The sequence below is a fragment of the Yersinia kristensenii genome (assembly GCF_900460525.1).
Taxonomy (GTDB): domain Bacteria; phylum Pseudomonadota; class Gammaproteobacteria; order Enterobacterales; family Enterobacteriaceae; genus Yersinia; species Yersinia kristensenii.
Genome location: NZ_UHIY01000001.1, coordinates 1,566,553 through 1,585,245 on the forward strand (window position 1 = coordinate 1,566,553; position 18,693 = coordinate 1,585,245).

Genomic DNA, 18,693 nt, shown 5'->3' on the forward strand with positions numbered 1-18,693 from the left:
GTAGATATCCTCAGCTTATTCAATGGTGATATTTTCAACCGATAATACTTTGTTATTTAGCGGTTTATCACGAACTCAGCAAATTTAAGTTTTATTGGAATGGTATTGAGTCATTAATTAAGAACATCGAGAAATCAATGGGCTGTTATTAGCAAAAAGTGAATTAATGGGCTCCGTTAATAACTTGAATAACAGATTAACGATGTTTAACTATCCAAATGCTGGCAATAATTAGTTCTTACCACAATTCATTCTTACCATAATCAGTTCTGATAACAGCCAGCGCTGATAATTACCAGCGCTGGCTGTTATTACACAATCAATGTGGACTAACGGATCTTCTAAGCGGGCATAACTTGACGAGGAATAATAATTGCTTATGAAATAAGCGGTTCCAATTGCGTCATAATGCTTTCAGCCGTAATGGTATCCATACTTTTTTGCTCGGAGATTACCGCAATCTGGTTTTTGCCATAGCCACCAATCAAACCAGGGTCCGTTGGGCCGAACAAAGTGATGTTGGGGCGATCCAGTGCGGCGGTCAGATGACTAAGACCGGTATCAACGGAAACCACCGCTTTTGCACCTGCCAGCACCTCAGCCACCTGCTGGAGACTGAGTTTAGGTAAGACCTCAACATGAGAAAAATGCTCCGCTAACCGCAAAGCACGTTGATACTCATGTTCCGCCCCCCAGGGTAATTTTATTTTTAAACCGGTCGGAGCAACTAACTCGATCAGTTTTAGCCAATGGTTCTCAGGCCAGTGTTTGCTGTCGCGGGTCGTTGCATGTAAGAAAACCAGATATTGGCCAGCATCGGCTGGTAAGTGGTTTAAAAAACGCGATGCGATAGCATAATCGCCATAACTTTCTGGCTTATTGTAGCCGAGACTCTTCGCAAACAGCTGGCGGATGCGTTCGACAGCATGTTGTTTGATATCAATATGATGGCGGCAATTGTAAAACCAGCTAGCAAATGGCTCACGGGCGCTTTTGCTGTCCGGGCCATGTTTTATCCCTTTAGCGATGCGGGTAATCAAGGCCGCACTTTTAATTAGCCCCTGAGCATCGATCACCAGATCATAGCTGCGCTGTTGTACCACACGTTTAAAATCACAACGCTCTTGCCGGGTATCGCTGCCGAACCAATTTTTTCGCCAACGGCGAATGGCAACCGGAATAACTTTATCCACCGCCGGATGCCAACTGGGAATTTGGTTGAAACCTTCTTCTACCACCCAATCAAAACGAATACCGGGAATGGTATTCATGGCATCAGTCAGCGCGGGCAAGGTATGTAAAACATCACCCATTGAAGAGGTTTTAACGATCAATACATGCATTAATCAGCCTCTTTCTCTGAACAGGTTTGTGCCGAGAGCTGCTTCTCAAGAGCAGCCATTACTTGTTCAGGTTGGATATCAATTAAACTCTGATGATAACCCTGCGCACTGTCACCTTTACGCACTTTGTGATAGCCAGTAATCAGGCGAATGACAGTGGCTTTGTCAGACAGTGGCGGAGTGAAATCCGGGCTGCTTGGGCCATATAAAGCTACTAACGGCTTATTTAATGCGGCTGCGACATGCATTAAACCGGAGTCATTACTGACCACGGCGTTACAGGCGGCAATCATGACCACGGCTTGATCCAGCGAGGTCTGGCCGGCAAAATTGAGGCAATATTCGCGGGCGCTTTCGTTTAGCGCCTGGCGGATTTCTTCGCCAGCTTCATTATCTTTGGCTGAACCTAACAAGATGACTTGATAGCCGGTATCAATCAGTTTCTGGGCTAGGGTGGCATAATGGTAGTGTGGCCAGCGTTTTGCTGGGCCAAACTCTGCGCCAGGGCAGAAACCAACAATTGGGCGGTTATCCGTCAAGTTGAATGATGCCGTAATCTCGGCAATTTCTTCATCCTGAACCTGTAATTGTGGCCGAAGCAAAGGTTGCGGTAAATCGCTGGCTGAGTGAATACGCTCTTTATCGTAGGCCAATGCAACATAGCGCTGAACCATCATTGGGAAAGCTTGCTTATCCAGAATACGCATATCATTGAGCAAAAAATAACGCATTTCACCGCGCCAGCCAGTTCGCTGTTTAATCCCTGAAAAATAAGGTATTAGGGCAGATTTAAACGAGTTTGGTAACACGTAAGCGCGATCATAGCCTGTTTCACGCAAGGCCAGACCCAAGCGGCGGCGCTCCTCGAAAGCAAAAACCCCATGGCCTAATGGCATCGGGACTGCATGGCGAACCTCTGGCATTCTAGCCAAAAGCGGACGGCACCATGCGGGTGCCATCACATCAATTTCTGCTGCCGGATATTCGGCCTTCAGGGTGCGGTAAAGACTTTGCGACATCATCATATCGCCAACCCAAGAAGGGCCGATGACCAGTATTTTCATACCGTTTATCAATTCCTTGCAGCAAGTTATTTAGACTGAGCGATTGAGCCAGGCCAGGTATTCTTTGACGCCCTCGGCGACGGTTTTGAACGGCTTGTCATAACCCGCAGCACGCAAATTAGTGAGGTCAGCTTGCGTGTATGCCTGATAGCGGCCTTTCAGTTTTTCTGGGAATTCAATGTATTCCACTGGCCCGCTTTGATGGAAATCCACCACCGCATCGGCAACTGCCTGGAAAGATTCCGCACGGCCTGTACCGCAGTTGAAAATGCCGGATACGCCGTTTTTCCAGAACCACAGGTTAACGTCAGCGACATCGCCGACATAAATAAAGTCGCGTTTGAAGTTTTCACTGCCGGAGAACAATTTAGGGTTTTCGCCCGCATTGATCTGGTTATTCAGATGGAAAGCCACACTCGCCATGCTGCCTTTATGGCCTTCGCGTGGGCCATAAACGTTGAAATAACGGAACCCGCAAATCTGTGAATCAGCTTCTGGCAAAATTTCGCGCACATATTGATCAAACAGGAATTTGGAGTAGCCATAAACGTTAAGTGGTTGTTCATACTGACGATCTTCAATGAAATTATCAGTACGCCCGCCGTAGGTAGCAGCAGAAGAGGCATACAGGAACGGAATACTGCGATCCAGACAGAAGTGCAGGATATCTTTAGAATACTGATAGTTGTTATCCATCATGTACTTGCCATCCCACTCGGTGGTGGAAGAACAGGCACCTTCGTGGAAAATCGCGTCGATATCACCCATGTCATCACCAGCAACAATGCTGGCAACAAAATCTTCTTTATCCATGTAATCGGCGATATCCAGATCAACCAGATTGACGAATTTGGTGCCGTCTTTGAGGTTATCCACCACCAGAATATCTTTATATCCGATGTTATTCAGTGCCTTAACGATGTTGCTGCCAATGAAACCGGCGCCGCCAGTGACGATAATCATCAGGTTCACCCTTGTTAATCTTCTTGGTCGGGCACAATGCCCCACACTCTATTTGCCGTTATCATAACATTTCATAGGATAGCGCACAGCCGGAAGGGGGTTAATCTCTCTGTTTCTATGCGGCTTTAGGAATGTTCACCGTGATATGTGCTGCATTTTTTACAATATAAGACAAGGTTTCTCGTCAGTTTACCCATCAGGCAGTAAAATGTAGGGTGAAAATGCTCATTCTGGAGATAACCGCATGTCCCTGCCTTTTGATAGAAATGCCTTTTATCAGCAATTAGAACAACAACTCAAAACAACCCGTGCTGAAGGGCTGTATAAAAATGAGCGGATAATTACTTCCGCGCAGCAAGCTGATATTGCTGTGGCGGATGGCCGCCATGTGATTAATTTCTGCGCCAACAATTATTTAGGATTGGCAAACCACCCTCGGCTGATCGCGGCGGCTAAAAAAGGCATGGATACTCATGGCTTTGGTATGGCCTCGGTGCGGTTTATCTGTGGCACTCAAGATGCCCATAAAGAGCTGGAACAGAAGCTGGCCAGTTTCCTCGGTATGGAAGATGCCATTCTTTATTCCTCCTGTTTCGATGCCAACGGCGGTTTGTTTGAAACCCTGTTGGGGCCAGAAGATGCCATTATTTCCGATGCGCTGAATCATGCTTCAATCATTGATGGTGTGCGGTTATGTAAAGCCAAGCGCTACCGCTACGCCAATAATGATATGAGCGAACTGAAAGCCCAGCTAGAACAAGCCAAAGCAGATGGCGCGCGCCATATCATGATCGCCACCGACGGCGTGTTTTCCATGGATGGCGTGATTGCCAACCTGAAAGGAGTTTGCGACCTGGCGGATGAGTATCAGGCGCTAGTGATGGTCGACGACTCCCATGCGGTGGGCTTTGTGGGAGAAAATGGCCGTGGTACTCATGAATACTGCGAAGTAATGGATCGCGTTGATATCATCACTGGCACTTTAGGCAAGGCGCTGGGTGGGGCATCGGGCGGTTATACCGCCGGCCGTAAAGAAGTGGTTGAGTGGTTGCGCCAGCGCTCACGGCCTTATTTGTTCTCAAACTCATTGGCTCCAGCAATAGTATCGGCTTCTATTGAAGTGTTATCGCTATTGGAAGACGGCGCTGAACTGCGCGATCGCTTATGGGCGAATGCCCGTTTATTCCGCGAGAAAATGAGTGCCGCCGGATTCACCTTGGCCGGTGCTGATCATGCCATCATTCCTGTGATGCTCGGTGACGCGACACTGGCGCAAGAATTTGCCAATGCATTGCTGAAAGAAGGTATTTACGTCACTGGTTTCTTCTATCCGGTGGTGCCGAAAGGTCAGGCGCGCATCCGCACTCAGATGTCAGCAGACCATACGCCAGAGCAGGTTGAGCGGGCTGTTGAAGCCTTCATCCGTATTGGCAAACAGCTTAACGTTATTGCGTAAGGGATTTTGATGAAAGCATTGTCTATGAAAGCACTATCCAAACTAAAAGCAGAAGAAGGTATTTGGATGACCGATGTGCCGCAGCCGGAGCTGGGTCACAATGACATCATGATCAAAATTCGTAAAACGGCGATTTGTGGCACTGACGTGCATATCTATAACTGGGATGAATGGTCACAAAAAACTATTCCTGTTCCTATGGTCGTTGGTCACGAATATGTCGGTGAAGTTGTGGCTATCGGTCAGGAAGTTAAAGGTTTTAATATAGGTGACCGGGTGTCTGGCGAAGGTCATATTACCTGTGGGCATTGCCGTAACTGCCGTGGTGGGCGAACCCATCTTTGTCGCAATACTGTGGGTGTCGGCGTAAACCGTCCGGGTTCTTTTGCCGAATATCTGGTGATTCCGGCCTTTAACGCGTTCAAAATTCCTGACAATATTTCTGATGAACTCGCTGCTATTTTTGACCCCTTCGGTAATGCCGTGCATACCGCTTTATCTTTTGATTTAGTTGGGGAAGATGTGCTGGTTTCCGGTGCGGGGCCGATTGGTATCATGGCCGCAGCGGTCTGTAAACATGTCGGTGCTCGCCATGTTGTTATCACTGATGTGAATGAGTACCGTCTAGATCTGGCGCGTAAAATGGGAGTTACCCGCGCAGTTAATGTCAGCAAAGAGAACCTGAATGATGTGATGGCTGAGCTGGGCATGACTGAAGGGTTTGATGTCGGTCTGGAAATGTCCGGTGCGCCGCCAGCTTTCCGTACATTGCTCAGCTCAATGAATCACGGTGGGCGTATTGCAATGCTGGGGATACCGCCATCGGATATGTCTATCGACTGGAATCAGGTGATTTTCAAAGGGCTGTTTATCAAAGGGATTTATGGCCGTGAGATGTTCGAAACCTGGTACAAAATGGCGGCATTGATTCAATCTGGTTTAGATTTAACCCCCATTATCACCCACCGTTTCTCCATCGATGAGTTCCAGCAGGGGTTTGATGCTATGCGCTCGGGGAAATCAGGTAAGGTCATATTAAACTGGGATTAAAATACCCTTCGGCCTTGAAGTTGCAGGGGGGTTGGCTGCGCGCGCACCCGAATCACTTACTACCTATTGACCTTAAAATAAATAGGCTCATCGGGATGAGTTTGCTAGCCGCCTACCTGCAGCTCCAATGACTTTGGGTATTGCCTTTTGTGCTTTAAGTTGCAGGAATGAAAGTGGGGCAGTCAGGTAATGACTGCGGAGGTGAATGACAAAGCGATTTATAATAAGCTCAGTGAGTGAAGGGTTGACCGCACCTAGGGGCGCTCCGGTCGCTTACGCGACTACGACCCCAACGGCACGTTTCCCCTTCATTTGACTTTGTCAGCAGTCTGGGCAGTCAGGTGATGACTGCCTCATTTTTACGGATTTTCAGCTTTAGGTTTCTCGACAGGCGGTTTCTCAACTGGGGTCACGGGCACGGCTGGCGGGAAATATTGCTGCCAATGCTTCTTAACAAATGTTACTGCCGGGCTTTGCATCAAGCTCTCACCTAACACAATAAACATCTTATCGGCGTAGATTTTTTCCGGAACATAACTGGTTTTCGCGTTGCATTGCTTGATAGCTTTCAAGCGCGCGCCTTTGGTCGGGTCACGCGGTTTTGATTTGCCCGGTGAGACAGTGCTGCTGCCGCTATTATTGCGTACTGGTTCATTCAGCAGCGCGCTAGGTCTGACCAAAACAATATCCGCAGGTAATTGAGGCAACATTTGTTGCAGCACTTTAATGGTCGCTGGATGCGGGTGCCCAATGGCAATGGCCGAACCATTACGACGGGCTAATTCTACTGCGCGGTTAAATTGTTGGCGAATCGCGGCTTCATTTTGTGAATCATCCAAAAAAACTTTGCGCTTAATCACTTTGACGCCAGTACCTTCGGCCGCTTTACTGGCCTGGCTGTTGCCAATCGTCATGCTATCAAGGAAATAGAGCTGATAGTGTTCCAGCGCTTGCATCACTTTCTGCATGCCCGGAAAGCTGGAAGTCATCGCGCTGCCCATGTGATTATTCATGCCGGTGGCGTAAGGAACATTACTCACCGCCTGGCGAATGATTCGCTGGACTTCTTCACTGCTCATTGATGGCTGTAATGTATCGCGCTCCAGCGGTTGCTTGCTCAGCGGGGCCATCGGCAGGTGAATCAGAATTTCACGCCCTTGATTATGGGCTTTGATGGCCATCTCTTTGGCATAGGGGGCATTAGGTAAGATAGCCACTGAAATTGGCAGCGGCATCTGTAACACCTTGTTTTCGTTCTGCGGGCGATAACCAAAGTCATCAATAACGATTGAAAGTTTGCCCGCCTGTACGGCATTGGCGATGAGTAGGGTGCTTACTATGATAAACCGACGTGTATTGAAATAGCGCAATAGGTGTTCCCTAACGTTGTTCTCTATCTTCCTAACCAAGGTTGTGGGTTAACCGCTTGTCCCTGACGGCGGATTTCGAAATAGAGTGAAGGTTCACCCTGACCGCCACTGGTGCCAACGAGCGCAATGGGTTGGCCGGCTTTTACCTGAGCACCGACATTAACCAGAGCGCTTTGGTTGTAGCCATATAAACTCATATCCCCTTTGCCGTGCTCAACGACAACGACCAGTCCATAGCCCTGTAGCCAGTCCGCCAGTAGCACCCGGCCATCCGCAATCGCTTTGACTTCGCTGCCTTCTGGCGCGGAAATAACCATGCCTTTCCAACGGAGCTCACCTTGCAAGGCCTCGCCGAAGCGGTGAGTTACATTCCCCCTAACTGGCCACATAGCTTGGCCGTCCGGGCGACCCAGACCGCCAGTTCGCGCCATTAATGAGCGCTCACTTTCACTGGGTTTATAGCTAGAGCCGGTTTTCTTGGCTTGCTGTTCTTTGGCTTTAACTTGTTGGCGTACGCGGGCTGCTTCTTTAGCTTCCCGCTCTGCACGGGCTTTGGCTTCGCGTTCGGCTTTGGCGATTTGATCGCGCAAACGGGATTCGTTCAGTTTTAGCTCCGCCAGACCTTGCTGATCTTTTTCCAGCGAGGCTTCCAACGACGTTAGCGTTTTCTTGCGCGCAGTCCGCGCTTCTTCCAGCTTTTGCTGCTGAGTTTTCTGCTCATCCAATAAGGTTTTTTGCTGGTTTTTCTTTTGCTCCAGCACTTTTTTCTCAGCAGAGAGATTGGTGCGGGTCTGCTCCAGTGCTTCAATGGATTTCTGGCGGGCTTCATTGAGATAACTGAAATAAGCCAAAATTCGCTCACTGCGCTGGCTCTCTTCACCACTTAAAATAAGCTGTAAGCCACTGTGCTGACCTTGTTTAAAGGCCGCATCCAGCTGTTTTGACAGGATATCTTGTTGCTGAGATTGTTTACTTTGTAGCTTGCCAATCGAGGCGGTAAGGCTGGAGATTTCTTTGTCCAGTTCAGTCAGGGTACCTTGGGTTTCACGTAGGCTGCGGCTAGCCTGAGCAATGGTATTTTCCTGTTGTTTCAACTGGTCGAGCAAGGCGCTGCGTTGCTGTTTTTGTTGCTGAACACTTTTTTCTTTCTCAGCGATATCTTGCTGAAGTGTTTTCAACTGACTTTTGCTCTCTGCTGTTTTTATAGTAGAAGAGGCAGCAGCAGGGGCATCAGCGGCATAGCTGGATAATGGAAACAGCAATACGCCAGCGCAAAAAACGCTGGCGTACAGTGCTGACCACGGGCGAGGCACCAACCTATTCGGCAATGCAGAGGAGCTCCCTGTATTGCCGTTGATGCTATCTTCCGTAACCATTGATATAGCAAATGACGCCTTTTCCTTCATAACGAAGGATTATTCCACGATGAACAGCGGCTTACCAGTCATCTCTTGCGGGATTTCCATTTCCATCAGTGACAGCATGGTGGGTGCGATGTCGGAAAGTTTGCCACCAGAGAGGGCTTTAACCTCTTTATTACCGACATAAATCAGTGGCACAGGCAGGCTGGTATGGGCGGTGTGTGCCTGGCCGGTCGCTGGGTCACTCATCTGCTCAGCGTTGCCGTGGTCGGCGGTGATAAGCAATTGCCCATCAACAGCCTTCACTGCGGCAACGACTTGTTCAATGCAATTATCCAGAGTTTCTACTGCTTTCACCGCGGCATCATAATCACCGGTATGGCCGACCATATCGCCATTCGGATAGTTACAAATGATCACATCATATTTACCGCTGGCGATAGCACCGACCAATTTTTCAGTCAATTCTGCTGAACTCATTTCCGGTTGCAGGTCATAGGTTGCCACTTTCGGTGAGTTAATCAGAATGCGATCTTCACCTTTAAAGGGCTCTTCCACGCCGCCGTTGTAGAAGAAAGTCACATGAGCATATTTTTCAGTTTCAGAAATGCGCAACTGTGTTTTGTCATGCTTCATCAACCATTCACCGAAAGTATTGGTCAGTGATGCCGGTGGATAAGCACAAGCGACTTTAATATCAGCCGCATATTCCGTTAGCATCACGAAATCGCCGAAGTTAACCACTTTATCGCGTTTGAAGCCGTCAAAGTCGGCATTCACAAAGGTACGGGTAATTTGGCGAGCGCGGTCTGCACGGAAATTCATGAAGATTAATGCATCACCATCATTCATGGCAGCATCAGCTTCGCCCGCGGCTTTAATTACGGTTGGTTTGACAAATTCGTCATTTTCATCACGGGCATAGGCAGCTTGTAGGCCAGCAACTGCGTTATCGGCTGTGAATGCGCCTTTTGCCTGAGTCAACAAATCGTAGGCCAGTTGTACCCGATCCCAGCGGTTATCGCGGTCCATAGCATAATAACGGCCAATAATAGATGCGATGCGGCCTTTACCCAATTCGGCAAATTTTTCAGTGAATCGTTTCAGTGAGGATTCAGCACTGCGCGGCGGGGTATCACGTCCATCAAGGAATGCATGCAGGTAAATAGCAGTCGCACCACGTTTGGCCGCCAGTTCAACCATTGCCAGAATATGTTCTTCGTGGCTATGGACACCACCAGCAGACAGCAGGCCCATAATATGAACCGCTTTGCCCGTTTTAACCGCGTTATCAATGGCTGCGGTCAGCGTTGGGTTCGTGAAAAAGTCACCCTCTTTGATTTCTTTGTCGAGACGGGTCAAATCCTGATAAACAATACGGCCAGCCCCCAGATTGACATGACCGACTTCAGAGTTACCCATTTGCCCATCGGGTAAACCGACATCCAGACCTGAAGCGGCAATCAATGTATGAGGCTGTTGTTGCCATAAACGGTCCATAACCGGTGTATTGGCATTCAGAATGGCATTATCTTGCTGTTCTTCACGGTAGCCATAGCCATCCAGAATAGTCAGAACCAGCGGTTTTTTAGTGCTCGACATTGCAGAACCTCTTTCTTATTAGAAAGGCGGTAATTTACTACAGAACCGGTTAAAAATAGCCCAAAGAGATCAACATTGGTGTGGGGTTTTGCGTAAAAATCATCAAAGAGACGACAAAACTTCCAGAGATTGTTCGCAGTTTCTGCAATGGCACTTGCATATTGGCTGTATTTGCCGCAACGCGCAGGTATACTCTGTGACCTTGAATATTATCCCCTAACTAACGGGAGTTTTTACCCCCATGTTGCAAGAAATTATGCAATTCATTAGCCAGCATCCGGTTTTGAGTTTGGCTTGGGTGGCGTTGTTCGTCGCCGTAATTTTCACCACTTTCAAAAGTTCGCTGTCAAAAGTGAAAGAAATCACTCGTGGTGAAGCGACGCGTCTGATTAACAAAGAAGATGCGGTGGTGGTTGATATCCGCACACGTGATGATTACCGCAAAGGTCATATCGCCAGCTCTATTAATTTACTGCCAAGTGATATTAAAAGCGGCAATCTGGCTGAATTGGAAAAGCACAAAGCACAGCCTATTATTGTAGTTTGTGCCACAGGGACGACCTCCCGTGCTTCCGCTGAGCTGCTGAATAAAGCCGGTTTTGAGCGAGTGCTTACCTTGAAAGACGGCATCTCTGGCTGGAGTGGTGAGAATCTGCCACTGGCGCGCGGCAAGTAATTGTTATAAAAATCGCTATATCAATGAAATGTAAATTTGAGGTGTATCCATGGCGAAGATTGAGATTTATACCAAAGCAACCTGCCCGTTTTGCCATCGTGCTAAAGCACTGCTGAACAGCAAAGGTGCTGCTTTTCATGAAATCGCAATTGATAATGACCCGGCCAAACGTGAAGAGATGATGACTCGTAGCGGCCGGACGACGGTGCCTCAGGTATTTATTGATGGGCAGCATATCGGTGGCTGTGATGATTTACATGCCCTGGATGCGCGCGGTGGGCTCGACCCACTGCTTTAACTCGTCAGTGGGCCCCATGATTTTAATGGAAAGAGCCCACGGCGGAAGTGCTGTTTAATAAGGACGTCTAACTTTAGGGTATCTATACACATGTCAGAACAAAATAACACCGAGATGGCTTTCCAGATCCAACGTATCTACACCAAAGATATCTCTTTCGAAGCACCTAATGCTCCGCAGGTTTTCCAGCAGGATTGGCAGCCAGAAGTTAAACTTGATCTTGATACTGCTTCCAGTCAGCTGGCTGAAGATGTGTATGAAGTGGTACTGCGTGTGACTGTCACGGCTTCTTTGGGCGAAGAAACTGCATTCCTGTGTGAAGTACAGCAGGGCGGCATCTTCTCCATCGCTGGTATCGATGGCACCCAACTGGCGCATTGCTTAGGTGCATACTGCCCGAACATTTTGTTCCCGTATGCGCGTGAATGCATCACCAGCTTGGTATCTCGCGGTACTTTCCCACAGCTGAATTTGGCACCGGTTAACTTTGATGCCCTGTTCATGAACTATCTGCAACAGCAGGCTGAAGGTGAAGTTGAAGGTGCTGAACAACGTCAGGATGCCTGATGAACACCACCCATGCTTCAATGACTGTAATCGGTGCCGGATCTTACGGCACCGCATTAGCCATTACGCTGGCGCGTAATGGCCATCAAGTTGTGTTATGGGGCCACGACCCTAAGCATATTCAAACTCTGCAACAAGACCGTTGTAACCAAGCTTTCCTGCCCGATGTCCCTTTTCCCGACACTCTGTTACTGGAAACCGACTTGGCGTGTGCGCTGGCGGCCAGCCGTGATGTGCTGGTGGTGGTGCCCAGTCATGTCTTCGGCGCAGTATTAAATCAGCTCAAACCACATTTACGGCCAGATGCGCGTATTGTTTGGGCGACCAAAGGGCTTGAGGCAGAAACAGGCCGTTTGCTGGCGGATGTAGCGCGGGAAGTGCTGGGCGAGAGTATTCCGCTAGCAGTGGTTTCTGGCCCGACTTTTGCCAAAGAGTTGGCTGCTGGTTTACCTACTGCAATTGCACTGGCATCGACCGATGCGCAATTTAGTGAAGACCTGCAACAGTTGTTGCACTGTGGCAAAAGTTTCCGGGTATACAGCAATCCTGATTTTATCGGGGTCCAACTCGGTGGTGCGGTTAAAAACGTGATTGCGATTGGCGCTGGGATGTCCGATGGTATTGGTTTTGGTGCCAATGCGCGAACCGCATTGATAACCCGTGGCTTGGCGGAAATGACCCGCTTGGGCGCGGCATTAGGCGCTGACCCCTCCACCTTTATGGGCATGGCGGGGTTAGGGGATTTGGTGCTAACCTGCACAGATAACCAATCTCGTAATCGTCGGTTTGGCATCATGCTTGGGCAGGGGTTGGGCGTACAAGAAGCACAGGATAAAATTGGTCAAGTGGTCGAAGGTTATCGCAACACCAAGGAAGTTCTGGCGCTGGCACAGCGCTACGGTGTTGAAATGCCTATTACTGAACAAATTTATCAGGTGTTGTACAGCCACAAGAATGCCCGTGAAGCGGCGCTGACCTTACTGGGTCGGACCAAAAAAGATGAAAAAAGCGGCATTTAGGTTGTTCAGCGGTCATAAAATAATAAATATATATACCCCAAATAATTTGAGTAGCGAAAGCAGCCAACGCACATGCAGCTTGAAGTATGAAGGGTATAACCACAATCCCTGGCGTTGCCGCGTCAAGGAATTAGGGTGTCAGTTGCTTCGGTCGTTCCCCGAAGCTGCTTGTTTATGGGCAGGAGTATGCAATGTCGTCAGAAGAGTTAGAGCTGGTTTGGAGTAGCATTAAATCAGAAGCGAGAGCACTGGCCGAGTGTGAACCGATGCTGGCAAGTTTTTTTCACGCGACATTACTGAAGCATGAGAATTTAGGCAGTGCGCTGAGCTATATTCTGGCGAATAAACTGGCCAATCCTATCATGCCCGCGATCGCCATCCGTGAGGTGGTTGAAGATGCTTATCGTGCTGATGAACAGATGATTATCTCTGCTGCTCGCGATATTCTGGCGGTGCGATTGCGCGACCCCGCGGTGGATAAATACTCCACGCCGTTGCTGTATCTGAAAGGTTTTCATGCTTTACAAGCTTACCGTATTGGCCATTGGCTATGGGCACAGGATCGTAAAGCACTGGCTATTTACCTGCAAAATCAAGTATCTGTCGCTTTTGGTGTAGATATCCACCCAGCGGCAACCATTGGTTGCGGCATCATGCTGGACCACGCCACCGGAATTGTCATTGGTGAAACCGCCGTGGTTGAAAATGATGTTTCCATTCTACAATCCGTCACTTTGGGTGGGACCGGTAAAACCAGCGGTGACCGTCATCCGAAGATTCGCGAAGGTGTAATGATTGGTGCGGGTGCAAAAATTCTGGGGAATATTGAGGTCGGACGTGGTGCCAAAATTGGTGCCGGGTCAGTGGTGTTGCAAGCCGTGCCGCCCCACACCACAGCCGCCGGTGTCCCCGCTCGCATTGTCGGCAAGCCAGAGAGTGATAAGCCTTCATTGGATATGGATCAGCATTTCAATGGGGTTAGCCACGGGTTTGAGTACGGCGACGGCATCTAATCCCCTTTGTCCTTGAAGCCGCAGGGTTGTTGGCTACGTTCATTACTCGGCCCGTCCATGGGCCTCGCCTCTGCGAGGCCGCTGCAAGCAGCGTTCAAATCTGCTCCGTACAGATTTGTCACCTGAATCACTTACTCGTGTAAGCTCATCGGGACTCGTTCACTTGCCGCCTACCTGCAACTCCAATGCCTTTGGGGATACACCTTTTTATTGAGTTGCCAGCCGTCGGCATATTTCGGCTAAAACAACTACTCTTTCAGTAACGCACCCGGATAACCTAATTGCCGCCAGGCTTCATACACCACCACGGATACGGCATTTGACAGGTTCATGCTGCGGCTTGCGGCTAGCATTGGAATTCTGATTTTCTGTTGGGCAGGCAATGCCTCCAGAACATTGGGCGGTAAGCCGCGAGTTTCTGGGCCAAACAGCAGATAATCATTTAGCTGATACTCGACGGCACTGTGGGCGGGTGTCCCTTTGGTGGTCAGGGCAAATAAGCGGGCAGCATTTGCACCGGTAGATTGCGCGCCATCAAGCTTTTCACTGTCGAGGAATGCTTGATAATCATGGTGATGTTTGATGTTGGCAAACTCATGGTAATCAAGACCCGCACGGCGCAAGCGTTTGTCATCCCAGGTGAAACCTAAAGGCTTTATCAGATGGAGCTGGCAACCCGTATTTGCACATAGCCGGATAATATTGCCGGTGTTCGGCGGGATTTCGGGTTCAAATAAAACGATATTAAGCATATGTCCCCCAATAATGAGGGGCGCAGGATATCAGAAACCCCGCTTCTGTGCAGCGGTTACCCATTTTTGTCGGCCACAACATAGAACTGTAAAATAAATGGGGCGATAAAATAAAAATTTGAAAGCAAGGAGCGGAGAGCGCCAAATGTGGTGATTTTATATGCTGATCGCCACAGTTAGTATTCATGGAGTATTCATCATGACATCAGTTCGGGGCATAATAGACAACTCGTCAGATCCACGCTGGGCCGCCGTTGTTAATCGTGATAAAACCGCTGATGGTCAGTTTGTTTATGCGGTGAAAACCACCGGTGTGTATTGTCGGCCTTCGTGTTCTTCCCGTCAGGCGAAAGCAGAACACATTGAATTCTTTGCTGATAATGTCGCCGCTGAACTTGCTGGTTTTCGGCCCTGTAAACGCTGCCGCCCCACGCAGCTATCCCAAGCGCAGCAGCACGTAGAAAAAATTAGCCAAGCATGTCGTTTAATTGAGCAAGCTGAAGTACCGCTCAAACTCAGTGAATTGGCGGCAGAGCTTAATCTCAGCACTTTTCATTTCCATCGATTATTTAAATCTATTACCGGATTAACGCCCAAGGCGTATGCCACCGCGACCCGTAGTGCACGAGTCCGCACCCAATTGGCGGGTGAAGGCTCGGTGACTGACGCCATCTTTGACGCTGGATACAACTCCAATGGCCGTTTTTATGAGCAATCCAATCAGTTGTTGGGCATGACGCCGACCCGCTACCGCCAAGGTGGCCGCGATGTCACACTGCGTTTTGCTGTGGGGGAAAGTTCTCTCGGGGCTATCTTAATGGCGAAAAGTGAACTGGGAATATGCGCCATTTTATTAGGCGACTCACCGGCCCTGCTGGTGCAGCAATTGCAGGATAAGTTTCCACAGGCTGAGTTAATTGGTGGGGATGCCGAGTTCGAACAATGGTTCGCGCAGGTGGTGGGCTTGGTAGAGGCCCCTAAGCTTGGGCTGGATTTGCCCTTGGATATCCGTGGCACAGCTTTCCAGCAACGGGTTTGGCAGGCATTGCGGGAAATACCGGCAGGCGAGACCGCCAGTTATGCCGATATTGCCACTAAAATCGGTTCGCCAAAAGCGGTGCGCGCGGTGGCGGGTGCTTGTGCTGCCAATATATTGGCGGTCGCGATTCCCTGCCATCGAGTCATTCGTCAGGATGGCGCATTGTCAGGCTATCGCTGGGGGGTTGAGCGCAAAAAATATTTGCTGGAGAAAGAAAGCCAGAAATAGGCCGCCGGTGATCTGCCCGATCCTACAAGATCGGGCAGCTAAGCCTTTTATTTCATTAAGATTTAAGTGGATGCAGCGGCAACCAGATAATCAGGCGCAGGCCCCCTAATGGGCTGTCTTCGGCTCTTACCCAACCACGATGCTGATTAACCGCCGTTTCTACAATCGCCAGCCCCAAACCTGTCCCGCCGGATTCGCGATCTCGTGCTTCATCGGTGCGGTAGAATGGTCGGAATATCTGTTCACGGTCATCTGGGCTGACACCTGGCCCATCATCATCGACAGTGATAGTTATCCCCTGATTATCCGAGCTGAACGCCACGGCAATGTGATGATGGGAATAACGCAGCGCATTACGCACGATATTCTCCAGCGCACTGTCGAGGGCTGCCGGGTTGCCAAATAAGGTCCATGGCCCTGGAGGGGCGGTCACTTCCAGTGTTTTCCCCATTTGTTCAGCTTCGAACTGCGCGTCTTCCAGCACTTCAGACCAAAGTTCATTGGCCTTAATCGGCTCGCGATGTAGCTCGTTTTTATGCTGACTGCGAGATAACACCAGCAAATCATTGATCATGCTATCTAACCGCTGCGCTTCCATTTCGATACGCTCCAGTTCTTTCCCCTCGCCATGGCGGCGGCGCATCAGCGCAGTGGCCAGTTGCAAGCGGGTTAGTGGCGTTCGTAACTCATGGGAGATATCAGAAATCAGCCGTTGTTGGGCCACCACCATTCGGTCGAGCGCACTGATCATCTGGTTGAAACTGGCACCGGTGGCTAAAAACTCTTGTGGGCCGGATTCCAACTCAGGGTGCTGTTTCAGGTTGCCACGCGCTACGTCGTCAGCGGCATTTTTCAACTTACGCGCCGGTTTTGCCAAACTCCATGCTAGCCATAACAGCAGTGGCGCGCTGATCAACATAGTCGCAATCAAGAGCAGCAGCGGCCGGTCAAACATCAAATTGATAAAATCAGATTGTGGGCTACTCGCTGGGCGCAGCAGATAAAGTTGATAGTTATCTTCGCCATCACGGATGGAGAAGGGGCCGACCATCTCAACGCGGCCATATTTTTTCTTTTTCGGTTGATCGGAGTTATCCGACTGGCCGATAAAATTACGCACCATTTGCATTTCGTGGCGCTGGGCACCAATAACGCGGCCCTCGGTGGTCACTAATACTAAATGCTGGCCGGGAGGTGCCCACTTTTCGATGGCGCGATAAAGTCTGCGCCACCACATGAGATCATTGGCCGGGTCATTGGCCAATTCGGCTTCAATATGTTGCTCCAGCATCGTTCCCTGACGCTGTTCGCTGTCGAGCAAGGTGGTCATTTGACGCGAGTCAAGTTTTGGCAACATCAGCACCAGCATCAATACCAGCGCCAGGGTAAACCAAAAAATCGCAAAAATTCGCGTCGTTAAACTGTTAATCATGTTTCCGAGACCATCAGATACCCGCGACCGCGCAGCGTTTTAAACCAAGGTAGCCCGTCTTTGCGATCCGGCAACTTGCGGCGCAAGTTTGAAATATGCATATCAATGGCACGGTCAAAAGGTGTTAATCGTTTCCCCAACACTTCCTGGCTGAGATGTTCGCGCGAGACCACTTGGCCGAGATGCTGAGCCAACAGGTAGAGTAAGGTAAATTCCGTGCCGGTTAATTCCAGCGATTGGCCCTCAAAGCTGGCTTCCTGACGGCCTGGGTTCAATTGCAGGCAATCAACATCCAGTATTGGCGCGCCTTGGTCGACATTTTGCTGCTGCTCACTCCAATTCGAGCGGCGTAAAATAGCTCGAATGCGGGCTACCAGCTCACGGTCATTAAAGGGCTTCGCCAGATAATCGTCCGCACCCAGCTCCAGACCGAGTACCCGATCCAGCTCACTACCCCGAGCTGTCAGCATAATCACCGGGGTCTGGTGGTGCTGGCGTAACTCTTTCAAGGTTTCGATGCCGTTTTTGCGCGGCATCATAATATCGAGTAATAACAAGTCGATAGAGCTATCTAGCAGGTTCAATGCCTGTTCGCCATCGTGAGCAACAACAACATTAAAACCTTCCATTTCCAGTAATTCTTTCAACAGCGCTGTCAGTTCACGGTCATCATCAACTAATAGGATTTTATGCATGATTGTTTCTCCTCTTGACGCAAAATACGTTATCAACTGCCGGTATTCCATGACTTTACTTAGCTTTACATGCCCTGACTCCAGTTTTACATCCACTGACGCTAGTTTGCAGCCGGGCCCGTAGACTGCTCCTTATTGAATCGCAGAGCAGTAAACCGCTTAGCAAACAGAATCCAGGAGTTAAATGATGCGCAAAGTAACTAAAGTAGCAACGTTAATCATGGCGTCAATGTTAGTTATCGGCTCTCAAGCCGCCTTCGCTGCCGATAAGGCCGGGGCCACTGATGGCTGGTGCCACGGTGACGGTGCGATGATGAACAAGAAAGATGGCCGTGGTCACCATAACATGTTTGATGGCGTCAATCTGACAGAACAGCAACGCCAGCAAATGCGTGACCTGATGCGTCAGTCTCGCCAAGAGCAACCACGCGTCAATCTGGCTGAACGCGAAGCCATGCACAAGTTGGTCACCGCGGATAAATTCGACGAAGCTGCGGTAAGAGCGCAGGCCGAGAAAATGTCCAAAGACCAGATTGATCGTCAGGTCGAAATGGCCAAAGTTCGTAACCAAATGTTTAACTTGCTCACTCCAGAGCAAAAAGCTGTCTTGAACCAAAAGCACCAGCAGCGTATTGAACAAATGCAGCAGGCGCCAGCAGCACAACCCTCTTCTGCCCAGAAGTAAGTAGTACCCTGTAATACCCTGTTTTCCTTGCCATAGACACCATCCCTGTCTTTCGCCCTCCATGATGGAGGGCTTTTTTT

At 49.5% G+C, this 18,693-nt stretch carries 18 protein-coding genes; 9 read left to right on the top strand and 9 right to left on the bottom strand.

Annotation, left to right across the window (positions count from 1 at the left end):
- Nucleotides 1-377: 377 nt before the first annotated feature.
- The 3 genes from rfaC to rfaD are packed head-to-tail and all read right to left on the bottom strand — an operon-like array spanning nucleotide 378 to nucleotide 3,370.
- Nucleotides 378-1,343, bottom strand: a complete 966-nt coding sequence (rfaC, locus tag DX162_RS07275) for a lipopolysaccharide heptosyltransferase RfaC (protein ID WP_032820630.1) — start codon at nucleotides 1,341-1,343, stop codon at nucleotides 378-380.
- Nucleotides 1,343-2,407, bottom strand: a complete 1,065-nt coding sequence (rfaF, locus tag DX162_RS07280; protein ID WP_004392089.1) for an ADP-heptose--LPS heptosyltransferase RfaF — start codon at nucleotides 2,405-2,407, stop codon at nucleotides 1,343-1,345. The genes rfaC and rfaF overlap by 1 nt, the downstream gene beginning before the upstream one ends.
- A 30-nt stretch (nucleotides 2,408-2,437) precedes the next feature.
- Complete coding sequence (rfaD, locus tag DX162_RS07285; RefSeq protein WP_032820631.1) at nucleotides 2,438-3,370, bottom strand: ADP-glyceromanno-heptose 6-epimerase; 933 nt, start codon at nucleotides 3,368-3,370, stop codon at nucleotides 2,438-2,440.
- Between the two features lie 244 nt (nucleotides 3,371-3,614).
- Here rfaD and kbl point away from each other — a divergent pair, with 244 nt between their 5' ends.
- Both kbl and tdh read left to right on the top strand, forming a co-directional pair.
- Nucleotides 3,615-4,826 carry a glycine C-acetyltransferase gene (kbl, locus tag DX162_RS07290; protein ID WP_004392091.1) on the top strand — a complete coding sequence of 404 codons (1,212 nt, stop codon included), beginning with the start codon at nucleotides 3,615-3,617 and terminating at the stop codon, nucleotides 4,824-4,826.
- Between the two features lie 24 nt (nucleotides 4,827-4,850).
- Nucleotides 4,851-5,876, top strand: coding sequence for an L-threonine 3-dehydrogenase (tdh, locus tag DX162_RS07295; RefSeq protein ID WP_032820634.1), 1,026 nt, complete (start codon nucleotides 4,851-4,853; stop codon nucleotides 5,874-5,876).
- Nucleotides 5,877-6,235: 359 nt separating this feature from the next.
- On the opposite strand, the gene DX162_RS07300 is transcribed toward tdh, so the two are convergent.
- From DX162_RS07300 to gpmM, 3 genes are read right to left on the bottom strand one after another with little or no spacing between them, the layout of a single operon-like run.
- Nucleotides 6,236-7,246: a divergent polysaccharide deacetylase family protein gene (locus DX162_RS07300; protein WP_004392093.1), complete on the bottom strand. Its 1,011-nt coding sequence runs from the start codon at nucleotides 7,244-7,246 to the stop codon at nucleotides 6,236-6,238.
- Between the two features lie 23 nt (nucleotides 7,247-7,269).
- A complete protein-coding gene (gene envC, locus DX162_RS07305) occupies nucleotides 7,270-8,652 on the bottom strand; it encodes a murein hydrolase activator EnvC (RefSeq protein WP_032820632.1) in 1,383 nt (460 codons plus the stop codon).
- Between the two features lie 9 nt (nucleotides 8,653-8,661).
- Nucleotides 8,662-10,209, bottom strand: coding sequence for a 2,3-bisphosphoglycerate-independent phosphoglycerate mutase (gpmM, locus tag DX162_RS07310; protein WP_049560944.1), 1,548 nt, complete (start codon nucleotides 10,207-10,209; stop codon nucleotides 8,662-8,664).
- A gap of 241 nt (nucleotides 10,210-10,450) precedes the next feature.
- On the opposite strand from gpmM, the gene DX162_RS07315 reads away from it, so the two are divergent.
- The 5 genes from DX162_RS07315 to cysE all read left to right on the top strand — a co-directional run bounded on the left by DX162_RS07315 (nucleotide 10,451) and on the right by cysE (nucleotide 13,782).
- Entirely contained in the window at nucleotides 10,451-10,885 is a 435-nt protein-coding gene (locus tag DX162_RS07315; RefSeq protein WP_004392097.1) for a rhodanese-like domain-containing protein, read from the top strand.
- 49 nt (nucleotides 10,886-10,934) lie between these two features.
- On the top strand, nucleotides 10,935-11,183 hold the full coding sequence (grxC, locus tag DX162_RS07320; RefSeq protein WP_004392098.1) for a glutaredoxin 3: 249 nt from the start codon (nucleotides 10,935-10,937) through the stop codon (nucleotides 11,181-11,183).
- 90 nt (nucleotides 11,184-11,273) lie between these two features.
- Nucleotides 11,274-11,750 carry a protein-export chaperone SecB gene (gene secB, locus DX162_RS07325; protein ID WP_032820633.1) on the top strand — a complete coding sequence of 159 codons (477 nt, stop codon included), beginning with the start codon at nucleotides 11,274-11,276 and terminating at the stop codon, nucleotides 11,748-11,750.
- On the top strand, nucleotides 11,750-12,769 hold the full coding sequence (gene gpsA, locus DX162_RS07330) for an NAD(P)H-dependent glycerol-3-phosphate dehydrogenase (protein WP_004392099.1): 1,020 nt from the start codon (nucleotides 11,750-11,752) through the stop codon (nucleotides 12,767-12,769). Before secB ends, gpsA begins: the two co-directional genes overlap by 1 nt.
- Nucleotides 12,770-12,960: 191 nt before the next feature.
- Entirely contained in the window at nucleotides 12,961-13,782 is an 822-nt protein-coding gene (gene cysE, locus DX162_RS07335) for a serine O-acetyltransferase (protein ID WP_004392219.1), read from the top strand.
- Between the two features lie 248 nt (nucleotides 13,783-14,030).
- On the opposite strand, the gene trmL is transcribed toward cysE, so the two are convergent.
- Nucleotides 14,031-14,534 carry a tRNA (uridine(34)/cytosine(34)/5-carboxymethylaminomethyluridine(34)-2'-O)-methyltransferase TrmL gene (trmL, locus tag DX162_RS07340; protein WP_004392220.1) on the bottom strand — a complete coding sequence of 168 codons (504 nt, stop codon included), beginning with the start codon at nucleotides 14,532-14,534 and terminating at the stop codon, nucleotides 14,031-14,033.
- Between the two features lie 220 nt (nucleotides 14,535-14,754).
- Here trmL and ada point away from each other — a divergent pair, with 220 nt between their 5' ends.
- Nucleotides 14,755-15,801, top strand: a complete 1,047-nt coding sequence (gene ada, locus DX162_RS07345) for a bifunctional DNA-binding transcriptional regulator/O6-methylguanine-DNA methyltransferase Ada (RefSeq protein WP_098081270.1) — start codon at nucleotides 14,755-14,757, stop codon at nucleotides 15,799-15,801.
- 55 nt (nucleotides 15,802-15,856) lie between these two features.
- On the opposite strand, the gene cpxA is transcribed toward ada, so the two are convergent.
- Together cpxA and cpxR are read right to left on the bottom strand one after the other, a co-directional pair.
- A complete protein-coding gene (gene cpxA, locus DX162_RS07350) occupies nucleotides 15,857-17,233 on the bottom strand; it encodes an envelope stress sensor histidine kinase CpxA (RefSeq protein ID WP_032820699.1) in 1,377 nt (458 codons plus the stop codon).
- Complete coding sequence (cpxR, locus tag DX162_RS07355) at nucleotides 17,230-17,928, bottom strand: envelope stress response regulator transcription factor CpxR (protein WP_004392223.1); 699 nt, start codon at nucleotides 17,926-17,928, stop codon at nucleotides 17,230-17,232. The genes cpxA and cpxR overlap by 4 nt, the downstream gene beginning before the upstream one ends.
- Nucleotides 17,929-18,115: 187 nt before the next feature.
- On the opposite strand from cpxR, the gene cpxP reads away from it, so the two are divergent.
- Nucleotides 18,116-18,613: a cell-envelope stress modulator CpxP gene (cpxP, locus tag DX162_RS07360; RefSeq protein WP_032820701.1), complete on the top strand. Its 498-nt coding sequence runs from the start codon at nucleotides 18,116-18,118 to the stop codon at nucleotides 18,611-18,613.
- Nucleotides 18,614-18,693 lie beyond the last annotated feature (80 nt).

Coding starts and splice junctions, on each gene's coding strand:
- cpxA (WP_032820699.1), bottom strand. CDS start 17,233: ATGATTAACAGTTTAACGACGCGAATTTTTGCGATTTTTTGGTTTACC.
- trmL (WP_004392220.1), bottom strand. CDS start 14,534: ATGCTTAATATCGTTTTATTTGAACCCGAAATCCCGCCGAACACCGGC.
- cpxR (WP_004392223.1), bottom strand. CDS start 17,928: ATGCATAAAATCCTATTAGTTGATGATGACCGTGAACTGACAGCGCTG.
- grxC (WP_004392098.1), top strand. CDS start 10,935: ATGGCGAAGATTGAGATTTATACCAAAGCAACCTGCCCGTTTTGCCAT.
- tdh (WP_032820634.1), top strand. CDS start 4,851: ATGAAAGCACTATCCAAACTAAAAGCAGAAGAAGGTATTTGGATGACC.
- cysE (WP_004392219.1), top strand. CDS start 12,961: ATGTCGTCAGAAGAGTTAGAGCTGGTTTGGAGTAGCATTAAATCAGAA.
- DX162_RS07315 (WP_004392097.1), top strand. CDS start 10,451: ATGTTGCAAGAAATTATGCAATTCATTAGCCAGCATCCGGTTTTGAGT.
- gpsA (WP_004392099.1), top strand. CDS start 11,750: ATGAACACCACCCATGCTTCAATGACTGTAATCGGTGCCGGATCTTAC.
- envC (WP_032820632.1), bottom strand. CDS start 8,652: ATGAAGGAAAAGGCGTCATTTGCTATATCAATGGTTACGGAAGATAGC.
- kbl (WP_004392091.1), top strand. CDS start 3,615: ATGTCCCTGCCTTTTGATAGAAATGCCTTTTATCAGCAATTAGAACAA.
- cpxP (WP_032820701.1), top strand. CDS start 18,116: ATGCGCAAAGTAACTAAAGTAGCAACGTTAATCATGGCGTCAATGTTA.
- rfaC (WP_032820630.1), bottom strand. CDS start 1,343: ATGCATGTATTGATCGTTAAAACCTCTTCAATGGGTGATGTTTTACAT.
- secB (WP_032820633.1), top strand. CDS start 11,274: ATGTCAGAACAAAATAACACCGAGATGGCTTTCCAGATCCAACGTATC.
- gpmM (WP_049560944.1), bottom strand. CDS start 10,209: ATGTCGAGCACTAAAAAACCGCTGGTTCTGACTATTCTGGATGGCTAT.
- rfaF (WP_004392089.1), bottom strand. CDS start 2,407: ATGAAAATACTGGTCATCGGCCCTTCTTGGGTTGGCGATATGATGATG.
- rfaD (WP_032820631.1), bottom strand. CDS start 3,370: ATGATTATCGTCACTGGCGGCGCCGGTTTCATTGGCAGCAACATCGTT.